At 70.7% G+C, this 13,965-nt stretch carries 13 protein-coding genes; 3 read left to right on the forward strand and 10 right to left on the reverse strand.

Going from position 1 to position 13,965, the window contains the following annotated elements; all coding sequences use genetic code 11:
- The 10 genes from FOF48_RS14385 to FOF48_RS14430 all read right to left on the reverse strand — a co-directional run bounded on the left by FOF48_RS14385 (position 1) and on the right by FOF48_RS14430 (position 11,346).
- Positions 1 to 783 carry an enoyl-CoA hydratase/isomerase family protein gene (locus FOF48_RS14385; RefSeq protein WP_143901843.1) on the reverse strand — a complete coding sequence of 261 codons (783 nt, stop codon included), beginning with the start codon at positions 781 to 783 and terminating at the stop codon, positions 1 to 3.
- Positions 732 to 1,493 (reverse strand): TetR/AcrR family transcriptional regulator, encoded by a 762-nt coding sequence (locus tag FOF48_RS14390; protein ID WP_143902199.1) that lies wholly within the window; start codon positions 1,491 to 1,493, stop codon positions 732 to 734. Before FOF48_RS14390 ends, FOF48_RS14385 begins: the two co-directional genes overlap by 52 nt.
- Before the next feature lie 155 nt (positions 1,494 to 1,648).
- Positions 1,649 to 1,999: a helix-turn-helix domain-containing protein gene (locus tag FOF48_RS14395; RefSeq protein ID WP_014398120.1), complete on the reverse strand. Its 351-nt coding sequence runs from the start codon at positions 1,997 to 1,999 to the stop codon at positions 1,649 to 1,651.
- A 64-nt stretch (positions 2,000 to 2,063) separates the two neighbouring features.
- The gene (locus FOF48_RS14400) at positions 2,064 to 4,754 is read right to left on the reverse strand and encodes an LPS-assembly protein LptD (RefSeq protein ID WP_143901844.1); all 2,691 of its coding nucleotides are present in this window, start codon (positions 4,752 to 4,754) and stop codon (positions 2,064 to 2,066) included.
- 51 nt (positions 4,755 to 4,805) lie between these two features.
- Positions 4,806 to 6,299 (reverse strand): AMIN domain-containing protein, encoded by a 1,494-nt coding sequence (locus FOF48_RS14405; protein ID WP_143901845.1) that lies wholly within the window; start codon positions 6,297 to 6,299, stop codon positions 4,806 to 4,808.
- A 95-nt stretch (positions 6,300 to 6,394) separates the two neighbouring features.
- On the reverse strand, positions 6,395 to 7,666 hold the full coding sequence (locus tag FOF48_RS14410) for an alpha/beta fold hydrolase (protein WP_143901846.1): 1,272 nt from the start codon (positions 7,664 to 7,666) through the stop codon (positions 6,395 to 6,397).
- A 9-nt stretch (positions 7,667 to 7,675) separates the two neighbouring features.
- A complete protein-coding gene (locus FOF48_RS14415) occupies positions 7,676 to 8,989 on the reverse strand; it encodes a folylpolyglutamate synthase/dihydrofolate synthase family protein (protein WP_186001903.1) in 1,314 nt (437 codons plus the stop codon).
- A 19-nt stretch (positions 8,990 to 9,008) separates the two neighbouring features.
- Positions 9,009 to 9,860: an acetyl-CoA carboxylase, carboxyltransferase subunit beta gene (accD, locus tag FOF48_RS14420; RefSeq protein WP_143901847.1), complete on the reverse strand. Its 852-nt coding sequence runs from the start codon at positions 9,858 to 9,860 to the stop codon at positions 9,009 to 9,011.
- A 78-nt stretch (positions 9,861 to 9,938) separates the two neighbouring features.
- Positions 9,939 to 10,694 (reverse strand): MBL fold metallo-hydrolase, encoded by a 756-nt coding sequence (locus tag FOF48_RS14425; protein ID WP_143901848.1) that lies wholly within the window; start codon positions 10,692 to 10,694, stop codon positions 9,939 to 9,941.
- Between the two features lies 1 nt (position 10,695).
- Positions 10,696 to 11,346, reverse strand: coding sequence for a Crp/Fnr family transcriptional regulator (locus FOF48_RS14430; RefSeq protein ID WP_143901849.1), 651 nt, complete (start codon positions 11,344 to 11,346; stop codon positions 10,696 to 10,698).
- A gap of 261 nt (positions 11,347 to 11,607) precedes the next feature.
- Between FOF48_RS14430 and purM the strand changes: the two genes are divergently transcribed.
- The 3 genes from purM (at position 11,608) to FOF48_RS14445 (ending at position 13,924) form a co-directional block, all read left to right on the forward strand.
- On the forward strand, positions 11,608 to 12,645 hold the full coding sequence (gene purM / locus FOF48_RS14435; RefSeq protein ID WP_143901851.1) for a phosphoribosylformylglycinamidine cyclo-ligase: 1,038 nt from the start codon (positions 11,608 to 11,610) through the stop codon (positions 12,643 to 12,645).
- Positions 12,642 to 13,307, forward strand: coding sequence for a phosphoribosylglycinamide formyltransferase (purN, locus tag FOF48_RS14440; protein WP_143901853.1), 666 nt, complete (start codon positions 12,642 to 12,644; stop codon positions 13,305 to 13,307). Before purM ends, purN begins: the two co-directional genes overlap by 4 nt.
- A gap of 68 nt (positions 13,308 to 13,375) precedes the next feature.
- Positions 13,376 to 13,924, forward strand: a complete 549-nt coding sequence (locus FOF48_RS14445; RefSeq protein ID WP_255442170.1) for a DUF523 domain-containing protein — start codon at positions 13,376 to 13,378, stop codon at positions 13,922 to 13,924.
- Positions 13,925 to 13,965 lie beyond the last annotated feature (41 nt).

A 13,965-nucleotide genomic window follows, 5' to 3' on the forward strand; every position in this document is an offset into this window, starting at 1 on the left:
CTAGCGGTCCTTCCACTGCGGGGGCCGCTTCTCCATGAAGGCGGTGACGCCTTCGGCCGCGTCATCCGCCAGCACGTTGAGCGACAGCTGCGACGCCAAGAGCTCCAGCGCCGCCGGCAGCGGCAGGTCCTCCGCGGTGAAGAAGGCGCGCCGGCCCAGGGCCAGCACCGCCTGACTCTTGCCCGCGAGCTTCCCCGCGAGCGCGTCCACCGCGGCGTCCAGCTCCGCGGCGGGCACCACGCGGTTGAGCAGGCCCAGGCCCAGGGCGTCCTTCGCGTGCAGCCGGTCCCCGGTGAGCACCAGCTCCAGCGCGCGCTTGCGCCCCAGGTGCCGCTGCAGGAGCGCCATCATCATCATGGGGAAGAGCCCCACGTCGATTTCGGGCGTGCCCAGGTCCGCGCCCTCCACGGCCACCGCCAGGTCGCACGCGAGCACCAGCCCCAGGCCCCCCGCCAGCGCGTGGCCGTTGACGCGCGCGAGGGTCGGCTTGCGCGCATCCTGGAAGCGCGTGAGCAGCCGCGCGTAGGCGCGCCGGCCCTCATGGGTCGCCAGGAAGCCGCCGTCCCCGGCCATCTGGCCCAGGTCCCCGCCCGCGCAGAACACCTTCTCCCCCGCGCCGGTGAGCACGATGACGCGCACGGCGGGGTCCGCGTCCGCGCGGTCCACCGCGTCGAGCAGAGCCTGGATGACCCCCGGCGAGAGCGCGTTGCGCGCCTTCGGCCGGTCGAGGGTCAGCCGCGCTTGGGGGCCTTGGACTTCGTACCGGACTTCTCCCGCTTCCATGTCGACACCTCCGGGGAAGGCTCGCCCTGCTGTTCGTCCTTCGTCGGCTCCTGCTTCGCGGGTTCGCCCTGGGGCGCTCCGCCTGGGGACAGGAGCACGCCGTGAAGGAAGGAGTCGGCGATCTGCGCCTTGGCGCGCTCCAGCATCGCCTGGTCGCGCGCGTCCGCGAGCCCCACGACGAACGCGGTGAGACCCATCTCGATGGAGCCGAAGAGCAGCGCGGACGCCAGCAGCGGATCCACGTCCGGCCGCAGCTCCCCCGCGGCCTTGGCGTGGGTGAACATCTGCGCGCTCAGGCGGATGACGTCCACGAAGGCCGTCTGGCGGTTGATGCGGGCCCCGGCCGGCGAGCGGGCAATCTCCAGGATGAGCACCTTCACCGCGCGGGGGTCCACCCGGTAGGCCTCGAAGGCCACGTCCGCGATGCGGCGCACCTTGTCCACCAGCGGGCCTTCGCTCTCCGCGACAGCGCGAGCGCGCGAGATGAACCCGCTCCAGCCCGTCTCGAAGACGGTCTCCAGCAGCTCATCCTTGTTCTTGAAGTAGTGGTAGACGAGCCCGTACGCGACGCCCGCCTCCTTGGCGACGTCCGCGATACGGCAGCCGTGGTAGCCCTTCCGGGCGAACACGTCGATGGCGGCCCGCAGGATGGTACGGCGGCGCTCGCTCTCCCGCGTCCCGCTCTCCGGCGCCGACTTCTGCTGGCCCACGCGTCCTCCCATGGCTGGTTGATTCTAGAATCAGCCAACCACGCTACGGACGCGGGGCCCCGGGGTCAATCCTTACGTGGGACCTTCCACCACGCCGAGGGGGAGGCGGGTGGAAGGGGTCCACACGAGGGGAAAGGCCCTCCCCGGAGGGTCAATCAGGCTGCCGAGCCATTGAACATCACTCGGGCGACGCCGAGCAGGCGGTCCACGTCGCGCGCATTGAGGCCGCGGGCGCGGGCGAAGTCCGATAGCGGACGCAGCAGGTCCTCCGTCTGGGCAGGGGTCTGCTCGGTGCCCGTGAAGAGCTCACCGAGGCTGACGCTGAGGGCGTTGGAGAGCGCCGCTAGGGTCTCCACGTGGGGCACGCGCTCGCCGCGCTCGATCATCGACAGGAAGGACACGCTGATCTGAGCACGCTCGGCGAGTTCCTCCTGCGTCCATCGCTCCGGGCGCTGCGTGCGAAGCTCGCGAATGCGCTGGCCAATTCTTTTTCCGAGATCCGACACGAAAGACTTCTCCTCTGGGGGATGTTTCGAGGTGAGTGCAACCCTCGCTTGCGGCGGGTGATTCCTATCCCCCCGAACCAAAGGACCCGAAACCGGCGACAGTCAGATTGATGCCGGCGAATTCCGGCGACTGATTGCGCCGCAGGATCACCACCCCCTCGATTCGCCAGCAGTCGCAGGCGGGTCCATAGGACACGCCAAAGGTCTGCTGTGCAAGGGGCTGACTTTCCTGGGAAATCACGTCCTTGTAGAGGGGCTGCACCAACGCTTCGTATCGCAACCCGAGCCCGAATCCGAGCTTGATTCGCGTACCGGCAGTGAGTGCCTGTGCCCGTTCGGTCGGAGAGGGTGCGACTTGGTCGGGGTGGGACGGAAGGGGACGAGGTGCGTCTCCTACCAGCATGTCCACGCCCCGACGCACGAAGTCGGGGCCTTGCGCGAGGGGATCCAACCCGCGGTCGATGGATAATTGTTTCACGGCGAGCAGGTCGTCGTAGCGGGCGTAGAGGGCGTTCCCCTTGCCGTTGTCGATGGTGAAGTCGGCGGACAGCTGGGTGATGTCGCGCGTCGTCGGGTCCATGCGCACGAGCGCGCCCGCGGTGACGACGCCAGCGCTGGCGGACAGGCGAGCGAAGGTGTCGCGCAGCACGCTGCCCTGCACCGTGTCGCGTCCCGCGACGGGGGCGATGCGGGACAGGTCGAAGCCCTGGCCGATGCGCAGGCGCAGCGGCTCGCGGGTGGTGGGCCCCTTCCGGACGCGCAGCGTCTGGTCCACGGCGACCACGGCGTGGAGGAAGCCGCGCACGCGGCCATCGGACTGGAGCGGCACGGCGGCGTCCAGCTCGTCGTAGACGAGCGGCACGGTGCCGGTGCCGCTCGAGTTCAAGGCGGTGAGGACCCGGCCCCAGCCGCCGGGCACGTAGCGCAGGCTCACCGACGGGGCCAGCGTGTGGCGGTAGAGCGTGTCCCCGTCCGTGAAGGTGCGCGCCAGCTGCGAGTCCAGCACCAGGTCCGCCAGCGGGTAGCCGCGCTGGGCGGTGTGGCCGGAGTACTCGCCCACGGAGACGGCCTGGCGCAGCCCCAGCGACGGCGTCAGCCGGGCCCAGGTGCCCAGCCCGTAGGACGTGGACATCCGGGAGAACAGCGACACGCGGTCGCGCCCCTCGCGTTCGGTGGGGTCGAAGCGGCCGTTGCCCTCCAGCGCGTCGAAAGGCAGCGTCAGGGGATTCGCCTCCAGCGGCGTGCCAGGAGGGCGCCACCGGCCGGAGGGGGAGAAGAGGGCGTCGAAGCCGTCATCGGCGTAGCTGCCGCGCAGCGGCGCGAGCCGGCTGTACTCCACCTCCATCCCGCCCGTGACGCGGCCTCCGAACAAGGAGCGCTCGGGCAGGTTCAGCGTGAGGCCCGGCAGGCGCTGGAAGGTCGTGGGCCCGTGGGGATTGAAGGCCACCCCGCTCTTGCTGGCCTCCGCGGGGATGGTGTTGTCCTGGAAGAAGCGGAAGGGGTAGCGCAGGTCCTGGCGCAGCGACACGTCCAGGCCCAGGTAGCGGTCGTCGCGGCGCTGGTACACGACCGCGGTGCTGCGCAGGTAGCTGTAGTTCTGCACCAGCAGGTCGGCGGTGAGGTCGCGCGTGTAGAAGCCGTCCGACACGAAGTACGCGTCCACGCGGTCGTGCCACCCGTCGCCCAGGTCCTGGGTGTGCTGCCAGGACGCCTCCCCGCGCAAGCCACGCTTCTCGTCGACGATCGCCGAGGTGTAGACCGGGTTCTCAGGGTCGGAGCGGTTCACGACGCGGAGGAAGTCGAAGGTGGTGGGATCCAGCCGGGGCCGCAGGTCGTAGAGGAAGCCCAGCGTCGCCCGGCCCCGCGTGTGGTCGCTGGGGACGTAGCGGAACTCGGTGAGCAACCGGGGGCCCTTCACGCCGACGGTGCGAGGCTCACGGATGGGGGTGCCGTCCGGGTTCCTGAAGGGACCGTCGATATCCCCGCCCCCCGTATAGAAGCCGGGGGTGAAGGTGAGGTCGTAGCTCTCCCCCAGCGTGACGAAGACGGGCGCGTCCAGCGCGAAGCCGTTGAGGCCGGAGTTGGATGGGCGGGGGATGAGCAGACCGGTGCGGCGCTCGGCCAGGGGCAGGTACAGCCACGGCAGCGCGAACACCGGCACCGACTGCACGTACACCACCGGCCAGGTGAGGATGGCCCGCTCGCCCATCTTCACGTTGGCCTCCTTCGCCTCCACGCGCCAGCTGGGCTCTCCAGGGCCGCACTGGCACGGCGTGAAGGCCAGGCCATCCACGGAGAAGGATGTCTCGCCGGTGCGGCGGATGCGCGTGCCGCTCATCAGGACGGGCGTCTCGCCCAGCTTGCGCAGCTCGTCCGGCGTCTTGGCGGCCTGGAGCGCTTCGGGGGTGACGCCCTTCTTCTGCATGAAGAGGCCGCCCTTCACGTTGGCCTCGTTGGAGCGCAGGTCCACGCGCACGTCGTCCGCGATGGCGGCCATCATGCCGCTGACGAACATCACGTTGCCGGTGGCGGTGGCCACCTGCGTGGCCTCGCTGTACGTCACCTCGTCCGCGCGCAGCACGTTGGGGCCGCTGCGCAATTCGCAGTGGCCGCGCGCGGTGAGGATGTCGGATTCGTAGACGACGAAGTCGGCGGCCAGCTCCACCACCTCACCGGTGGGTAGCTCCACCTGCGTGGCCAGCGGAATCTGGGCCGACACCAGGAGCGTCAGAGCGACCGGGACAAGGAAGGTCATGCGGGAGGCGTGGGCGGTGGGCGCCGTGCCGGCAACGGCGCCCGCCCCGTCCTACCGGCCCGGGCGGGGGAAGTCGAGGGTGATGAGCCCCCCCTCCTGGCGTGTCTGGTAGCGGACCCCCTGCTTCAGCTGGATGACGACGCGCACGGAGTGGCCCGCGCCGGAGAACGCCTCCACGCGCGACACGGCCGACGGGAAGAAGTGCGTGTCCAGGGGCAGCGTGTTGTTGGACTCCACCACGCGGGTGTTCTCCAGCTCCAGCACCACCTGGTTGGCGGACTCGCTCACCGTGTATCGCACCGGCTCGTTGGTGCGTACGAACACGCTCGAGCTGTCCGGGTGCTGCTGGAAGCCCACCAACGTCATCGTCTTGCGGCGAGACGACACCTGTCCCCCGCCGCTCTCGCGAGGCTCGGCCGCGGCGCTGCCCTGGCTGGGACGGGCGCGCGTCTCCCGGGAGGCCACGGCCGTCGGCTGGCGGCGCTCGCGGGCCTCCTGCGCCTTCTGGCGCTTCGCCTCGGCGGCGGCCTCGCGGGCCTCCTGCTGCTCCTCGCGGCGGGCCTGGGCCGCGGCGCGGGCCTCCTCCAGCTTCTGGCGCTTCGCCTCCGCGGCGGCCTGGGCGGAGGTCCGCTTCTCCTCGGCGGCGGCCTGGGCACTGGCGCGGCGCTCGTCCTCGGCGCGCTTCGCGGCGGCGCGCTTCTCCTCGGCGGCACTCCTGGCGGCGGCCTGGGCCTCCTCGGCCTGCTGGCGCTTCGCGTCCGCGGCGGCCTGGGCACTGGCGCGGCGCTCGTCCTCGGCGCGCTTCGCGGCGGCGCGGGCGTCTTCATCCTGACGCTTGCGTTCGGCGACGGCGGCCGCCTCCGAGGCGCGGCGCTCCTCCTCCTGGCGCTGCGCGGCGAGCCGGGCGTCCTCCTGGCGCTTGCGGTCCGCGTCCGCATCCGCCTTGGCGCGGGCGGAGGCCTCGGCCGCGGCCTTCTCCTGGGCCTCGCGCTCCGCACGGGCCGCGTCGGCGGCGGCCTTCGCGGCCTTCTCCTGGGCCTCCCGGTCCGACGCGGCGGCGCGGGCCGCGTCCTGGGCGCTGGCCCCCGTGGGCGTCTGGGTCGCCGAGGCGATCTCCGCCGTGCCCTGCGCGGGCGTGTTCTGGGCGACGGCGGCGTTGCCCCCACCGCCCAGCACCTTCACCACCAGCTTCGTGCCGGAGGACTGGATGTCCGTCTCCACCTCGCGCTCGTACCCGATGAGGATGCGCGCGATGGACGACAACTCCGTGCCGTACACCTGCGTCCGGATGCCCGTCACGGTGCCGTTGCCCACCGGCATCTCCTCCGCCACGCCCTGGAACACGGCGCCGGACACGTCGATGACGAGCCGGGGGGGATCCGTCATGGTGAAGCTGTTGAAGTCCGGCTTCTTGCTGCCGGAGATCTCCACCGTTCCACCGTTGATGGTGATGCCGGTGATGGTGTTGAGGTCCGCCGGCTGCTGCGCCAGCGCCACCAGCGGCACGAGCATCCACCCAAGCAGCGACACCGCGAAGCCCTTCATCGACCACTCCCGTGACGTTCGTCAGACAGACGGGCGTGAAACTAACACGCACCGGGGAGGCACCAACTTTTCAGGCTGGCGGGAACGTCCTCGCTTCAACGCAGGCGCGGCAGGGCCGGCGAGCGCGTGCGGTGCGTCCGCGTGTACTCGATGAGGTTCTTGATGTCGTAGCAGATCTGCCGGATGTCGTGCCCCATCGTCAGCTCGACGTGGCTGTTGCCCTTCACCGGCCGCCACAGCAGGTACTCGCTCTTCGCGGCGCGATACACGCTGCGCGTGGATTCCACCGAAGCCAGCGGATCCATGTCTCCGAAGATGATGGCCATGGGGATTTCAATCTTCCCGAAGCCCCGCTTGAAGTCGTAGTCGGTGCGGTAGCAGACCATCTCGCCGCGGCGGATCCACCGGGCGAACTGTTCAATCACCTTGCGCGGTTCGCGCTCGCCGCCCTCGCGCAGCAGCCAGCGGATGTCGTCGCGGCTGACGCGTTCGGTGTTGACGAGGCGGTTCAACTTGCGCGTGAACCGCTGATACAGGGCGGAGTCGTCCGCCTGCGCGATCTGCCGCTCCACCCACTTCAACACCACGTCCACGGGCACGGCGTTGAACACGAGGGACTTCTTCGCCTCGGGCTCCAGGCGCTTCTGGAGCGCGGGGCTGAAGGCGCCCACGCCCCTGGCCAGCAGCGCCCGGCCCAGCGTGCTGGCGCGGCGCTCCAGGTTCAGGCCGCCCAGCGTCAGGTCCACCGCGCCCGCGAGCAGCGGCGAGCCGTGCGCCAGCATGCGCAGGAGCATGAAGCCGCGCCCCAGGTCCGCGGGCGAGCCGATGGTGATGAGCCCCTCGAAGTCGTCGTGGATGCCGGCATAGCCGTAGCCGAGCATGCCGCCCATGGAGTGGCCGCAGTAGAAGATGCGCTCGCGCCGGGTGATGCGCTTGACGCCGGAGACGGCCGCCGGGAGGTCGTAGAGGAAGTAGCTGTCCAGGTCCCAGCCGTAGTCCAGGTCCGGCGGCAGCGGGCGCTTGAAGCGCTCGGCGCGCTCCTTCTGGAAGGCGATGGAGCTCTTGCCGTGCCCGCGCAGCTCCAGGATGTGGATGTCCACGCCGAAGAAGAGCAGGTTCTTGACGAACTGGCCGCTCGTCCAGGTGTGCCGGTTCTGGGAGAAGCCGTGCACCAACAGCAGCGGCTCACCGAACAGCGGCTGCGCGAACGCCTGTTTCACCGGACGGTAGCGCGTGATGACAAGCGACCATCCGTCCGCCGTCTCCACCACGTAGTTGGTCTTGGAGTACAGCGCCCGGAAGTCGACCTCATCGACGGTGGGCATCGGAGGTCCCGGAAGCGCTGATCTCCAGTCCGGCAGGCGCATGTCTCAAAGTTACTGCTGCTGCTGCATCGCGCCAAGGCTTCGTCCGACCAATCGCTTCACGGCGCCCACCAGGAACAATGAACCGGTGGCCAGAACGACCCCGTCCGGGTGCCCCAAGGCATCAGCCCTCGCCCCGGCGAGGGCATCCTCCAGGGAGGCGTGCGCGACGACCCGTGAACACAAAGCCCCTGCTTCATGGATGTATCGCGACGGGGCGAGCGAGCGCGGCGTGTCCAGCGGGGTGAGGTGCACGGAGGCCGCCAGCGGAAACAGCGCCCGCAGCATCGGTCCCCGGTCCTTGTCCGCCACCACCCCGAAGACCAGGTGCAGGGGCCGCGCGGCGTAGAGCGTGCGCAGCGCCTCCAGCAGCACCGCCACGCCGGCCGGGTTGTGGGCGCCGTCCACCACCACCGTGGGGGCGTCCGCCACCTCCTCCAGCCGCCCGGGCCAGCGCGCCGTGGCCAACCCCACGCGCGCGGCCTCCGGCGTCACCGCCACTCCGCGCTCGTGGAGGACCTCCAGGCAGGCGAGCGCCACCGCCGCGTTCTGATGCTGGTACGGGCCGCGCAGGGCGAGCGTCAGCCCCCCGAGCGACCAGACGGGCCCCCGGTACGCGAGGCGCCCCTCCGACTCCGGGGCGAGGCCGAAGTCGCGGCCCTCCAGCCGGACGGGGACGGCGAGCTGCTCCGCGCGGCCCAGGAGCGCGTCCAGGGCCTCGGGGTCCTGCCGCGACAGCACCACCGGCACGCCGGGCTTGAAGATGCCGGCCTTCTCTCCGGCGATCTCCCGGAGCGTGTGCCCCAGGTACTCCATGTGGTCGAAGGACACGGGGGTGACGCAGGTCACGACGGGCGCCGCGGCGCTGGTGGCGTCCAGCCGGCCGCCCAGGCCCGTCTCCAGCACCGCCACGTCCACGCGCTCGCGGGAGAAGTGCCAGAGCGCCACCACGGTGCCGAACTCGAAGTACGTCATCGGGTCGGCCCGCGCGGAGGGGTAGCGCTCCAGCACCTCCAGGATGCGCTGCCCGAAGACGTCGTCCGGGATGTCCTCCCCGGCCACGCGGATGCGCTCGTTGACGCGCACCAGGTGCGGCGACGTGTAGAGGCCCACGCGGTGGCCGGCGGCCTCCAGCGCGCGCGCGACGAAGGCGCAGGTGCTGCCCTTGCCGTTGGTCCCGGCGACGTGCAGCGCCGGGAAGTCGCGCTCCGGGTGGCCCAGCGCGGCGAGCGCGTCCCGCACCCGCTCCAGGCCCAGCTTGATGCCGGAGGGGTTGAGCGACTGGAAGAAGCGCAGGGCCTCTTCGGGAGTGCGTGGGGCGTCCATGCCGTGGAAGCCCTCCGCCCTACCCCAGCATGCCGAGGATCTGCCCCAGCCTGGCGCGCAGCTCCTTGCGGTGGACGATGGAGTCGATCATCCCGTGGTCCAGCAGGAACTCCGAGCGCTGGAAGCCCTCCGGCAGCTTCTGGCGGATGGTCTGCTCGATGACGCGCGGGCCGGCGAAGCCGATGAGGGCCTTGGGCTCCGCGAGGATGATGTCGCCCAGCCAGGAGAAGGACGCGGCGACGCCGCCGGTGGTGGGGTTGAGCATCACCGACACGTACGGCTTGCCGCTGGTGCGGAAGCGCGCGATGGCCGCGGACGTCTTCGCCATCTGCATCAGGGAGAAGATGCCCTCCTGCATGCGCGCGCCGCCGGAGGCGGAGAACACCACGGCGGGGCACTTCAGCTCGAAGGCGCGCTCGAACACGCGCGTCACCTTCTCACCCACCACGGAGCCCATGGAGCCGCCCATGAACTCGAAGACGAAGCAGCCCACGGAGACGGGGTGGCCCTCGATGCGGCCCACGCCGGAGATGAACGCGTCGTTCTCCTCCAGGTTCTTGCGCGTGGACTTCAGCCGGTCCTTGTACTTCTTGGAGTCGGTGAAGCCGAGCGGGTCCTGGGGCTCCAGCTCCTTGTCGAACTCCTCGAAGGAGTCCGGATCCAGCGTCGCCGCGAGCCGGGCGCGGGCCGTCCAGGCGTGGTGGTGTTCGCAGTGCGGACACACCATCCAGTTCTTCTCCAACTCCTGACGGTAGATGATCTCCTCGCACTGCTCGCACTTGGCCCACAGGCCCTGCATGCGGGAGGGCTGGGGCTCGGCGGCGGGCTCGGAGTCGACGGCGATGCGGGGCTTCTTGGAGAACCAGGCCATGTGGCCCGGGGGTTAATCCGAGCGCCGCGAGCCGTCAATACCTCCGTACGGCGCGCCGCGGCACGAAGTCCCGGCGCCCTAGAACTGGAACGTCTCTCCCAGCTCCAGGACGTTCACCGGCAGCGAGGCCAGCTCCTTCTTCAGCTGGGTCACGAAGGCGGGCTTCAGGTGGTAGAGCATCACCTGGGCCCCGTTGCGGTCGAACTTGCGCAGCTCCGAGCCCACGGTGGCCGGGGTCAGGTGGCCGGAGATGTCCGCCAGGGCCTGGAGGCTGTTGGGGAAGCTGGCCTCCAGGAGCAGCGCCTTGAGGTTCGGGGTGGCGTTGAGCGCCTTCCACAGCTTGTCGGTGGGGCCGGTGTCGCCGCTCATGGCGAGGGCGGCCTTCCCGTCGGAGATGATGAAGGCGCACGACTCCACGGGGTGGCTCACCGGCACGCTCTTCACGGTGTAGGGGCCCACCTGGAAGGTGCTGCCGGCGCGGAAGGTCTTGATGGAGAGGACGGGCTTGTGGCGCGTGGGGATGCGCGTGAAGTCCGGCCACAGCGCGTTGTTGAACATGTTCTCGCGCAGCGCCTTGGCGCACTCGCGGGAGGCATGGATGGTGACGGGCTTGTCCCTGCGGCCGATGACCAGGTCGGCCAACAGCGGCAGGTCCTTCACGTGGTCGAAGTGGCTGTGGCCGACGAGCACGTCGTCCACCTTGCAGAGCTGCTCCAGCGAGAGGGTCCCGGTGAGTGCGCCCGCGTCGAGCGCGAGCACGTCATCCACGAGGAAGCAGGTGCTCCTGCACGTGGGAAGCTCGCCGCCGTGGCACCCGAGGACTTGCAGCTTCACGCTAGAGGTCTCCGAACTTCCACTTCATCTCAAGGTAGTTGAGGAAGTCGTGCAGCCGGGCGGTGTCATACACGGTCACCCGGTCACCGCTGCGCTCGATGAGGCCCGCGCGCTCCAGGCGCTCCAGCATGCTGCGCACGGCGGGCTCGCCCACGCCAATCTGCCGGGGCATCTCCCGCACCGCGAAGTCGATCTCCACGCCCTCCTCCAGCGGCCGGCCGCGCGTCTGGCAGGCCTGGAGGATCTGATGGACGACGCGGCTCGCGGGGTCCCCGTGGAGCAGGTTCTCGATCTGGGCGTCCGCCTCGGAGAGGCGCTCGGCCAGCTTCTTGATCATCCGAACCGCGATCTCCGCGTTGCCGCGGATCATCGCCTCGAAGGTCTTCGGGTCGATGACGAGCAGCTTCGCGTCGTCGTGCACCACGGCGGAGGCGTTCCGGGGCTTGTTGGAGATGATGGCCATCTCCCCGAAGAACTCACCGGGGCCCAGCACGGCGAGCACCTTCTCCACGTCGCGCACGCGCTTGGAGATGGCGATCTTCCCGGACTGGATGACGAACATCTCCTTGCCGATCTCTCCCTCGCGGAAGAGCTCGGTGCCCTTGGGGAACTCCTTGCCAAAACGTTGAAAGAGGGTTTCCTCGGCGCCCATCTGGCCCGCGAGTCAATCAGCCCCCACCCCACCGGTCAAATATCCCAGAGCGATATCGCACCGGCGTCGGAGATCCGGGGATTGAGGCACGCCTCGCGGCGGCGTGGAGGCCCCGCGAGCGCGCGGCCAGCCCCCGGGCAAGCCATCCGTAGCGGTGGCGTGACAGGACGGCCTGCGTGCCAGGGGGCGTGGTCGCCACAAACCCGACACCCCGTTCCGAGGCCCGAGACAGGGGCCTCCGGGAGGGATAGAAGGCCGGCCGTGGGAACGACCTACAAGCAGTCCGGAGTAGACATCGAGGCCGGCGACGCGTTCGTCGAGAAGATCAAACCCCATGCGGCGCGCACCACGCGCCCGGAGGTGATGGGTGGAGTGGGCGGCTTCGGCGGCCTGTTCGCCCTGCCACCGGGCAAGTACCAGGCGCCCGTGCTGGTGGCGGGCACCGACGGCGTGGGCACCAAGCTGAAGGTGGCCTTCCTGGCGGGGCGCCACGACACGGTGGGCATCGACCTGGTGGCGATGTCGGTGAACGACATCCTCACCTGTGGCGCGGAGCCGCTGTTCTTCCTGGACTACTTCGCCACCGGGAAGCTGGAGGTGGACGCGGCGGCGGAGGTGGTGAAGGGCATCGCGGTGGGCTGCGAGCAGGCGGGGTGCGCGCTCCTGGGCGGGGAGACGGCGGAGATGCCGGGCTTCTACGCGCGGGGCGAGTACGACGTCGCGGGCTTCTGCGTGGGCGTGGTGGAGCGCTCGGCCATCATCGACGGCAAGACGGTGAAGCCGGGGGACGCGCTCATCGGGCTCACGTCGTCGGGGCTGCACAGCAACGGCTACTCGCTGGCGCGCAAGGTGCTGCTGGATGACGCGAAGCTGCCGCTGGACGTGGCGCCGCAGGGGCTGGACCGGCCGCTGGGTGACGCGCTGCTGGAGCCCACGCGCATCTACGTGAAGGACGCGCTCGCGCTGTGCCAGGCGGTGAAGGTGAAGGGCATGGCGCACATCACCGGCAGCGGCATCCCGGGCAACCTGCCCCGGTGCCTGCCGGACGGGACGCGCGCGGTGCTGAGCGAGTCCGCGTGGAAGAAGCCGGCCATCTTCGACCTCATCGCGAAGACGGGCGGCGTCGCGCGCGACGAGATGTTCAGCACGTTCAACATGGGCCTGGGCCTCATCGTCGTGGTGGCGAAGGAGGACGTGGCGAAGGCGCTGGAGGTGCTGCGCGCCCGGGGCGTGGAAGCGTCCGAGGTGGGCCGGGTGGAAGCGGGCCAGGGCGAGGCCACGGCGGTCATCGATCCATGAGCGCGCGGCGGGCGCGGCTGGGGGTGCTCGTCAGCGGCGGCGGGAGCAACCTGCAGGCGTTGCTCGACGCGGCCGCGCGGGAGGACTTCCCCGCCGAGGTGGCGTGCGTGCTCTCCAACGTGCCCACCGCGTACGCGCTGGAGCGCGCCCGGAAGGCGGGCGTGCGCGCGGAGGTGGTGGATCACAAGGGCTTCGGGTCGAAGGTGGACTTCGAGGCGGCGGTCCTCGGCGTGCTGGCCGACGCGGGCGTGGAGTGGGTGTGTCTGGCGGGCTTCATGCGGCTGGTGAGCGCGGACTTCCTCAAGCGCTTCCCGGGGCGCGTGTTGAACATCCACCCCTCGTTGCTGCCCGCGTTCCCGGGGCTGCATGCGCAGCGGCAGGCGCTGGAGCGCGGCGTGAAGGTGGCCGGGTGCACGGTGCACTACGTGGACGCGGGCACGGACACGGGGCCCATCATCGCCCAGGCGGCGGTGCCGGTGCTGCCAGAGGATGACGAAGCGAGCCTGAGCGCGCGCATCCTCGCGGAGGAGCACCGGCTGTACCCGCTGGCCGTGCGGCTCGCGGTGTCGGGCGCGGTGACGCTGGATGGGACGCGCACGCGCGTGGCGGCGCATGTGACAGGCGATGCGGGCGCCCTGCGCAGTCCGGGAGCGCCGAAGTGACGCAGGGGGTGGATCCGGATGCGGCGTCACGCGCTGCTTCGGGGCCCACGCCGGATGGAACCGGCGGCGTGCGACCGCCCGTGGCTCCGGATGCGGCGCCCAGCGCCACGGCGGACGGCTCCGCCGCGCTCGATGCGTCCGCCCGCGACGCGAGGCGGGAGGCCCTGCGCGCAGCCCCGCGGGTCCTCGTCAGCGCGTGCCTGCTGGGTGAGGCGTGCCGCTACGATGGACGCTCGCAGCGCTCGGAGCGGGTGCTCGCGGCGCTGGACGGCAAGGCCGTCATCCCCATCTGTCCGGAGGCCGCGGCGGGCATGGGCATTCCGCGTCCGCCCGTGGACCTGTCGGGTGGCACGGGCGTGGACGTCTGGGCCGGCCGCGCGCGGGCCCTCACGCGAGAGACGCGCGAGGACCGCACCGCCGCGTTCCAAGAGGGTGCCCACCTCGCCCTGGAGGCCGCGCGGCGGTTCGACGTCACGGTCGCGCTCCTGAAGGAAAAGAGCCCCTCGTGCGGCAGTCAGCGCATCTACGAATCCGGCGTGCTCCGCCCGGGTGAAGGCATCACCACCGCGCTTCTGCGCTCGGACGGACGCACCGTCGTGAGCGACGAGGACTTGTAGCGCGCCCCCGCGAAGCGCCCTGCCAGCGTCGTCCACCGAAG

The organism is Corallococcus sp. Z5C101001 (assembly GCF_007352635.1).
Classification (GTDB): Bacteria; Myxococcota; Myxococcia; order Myxococcales; family Myxococcaceae; genus Corallococcus; species Corallococcus silvisoli.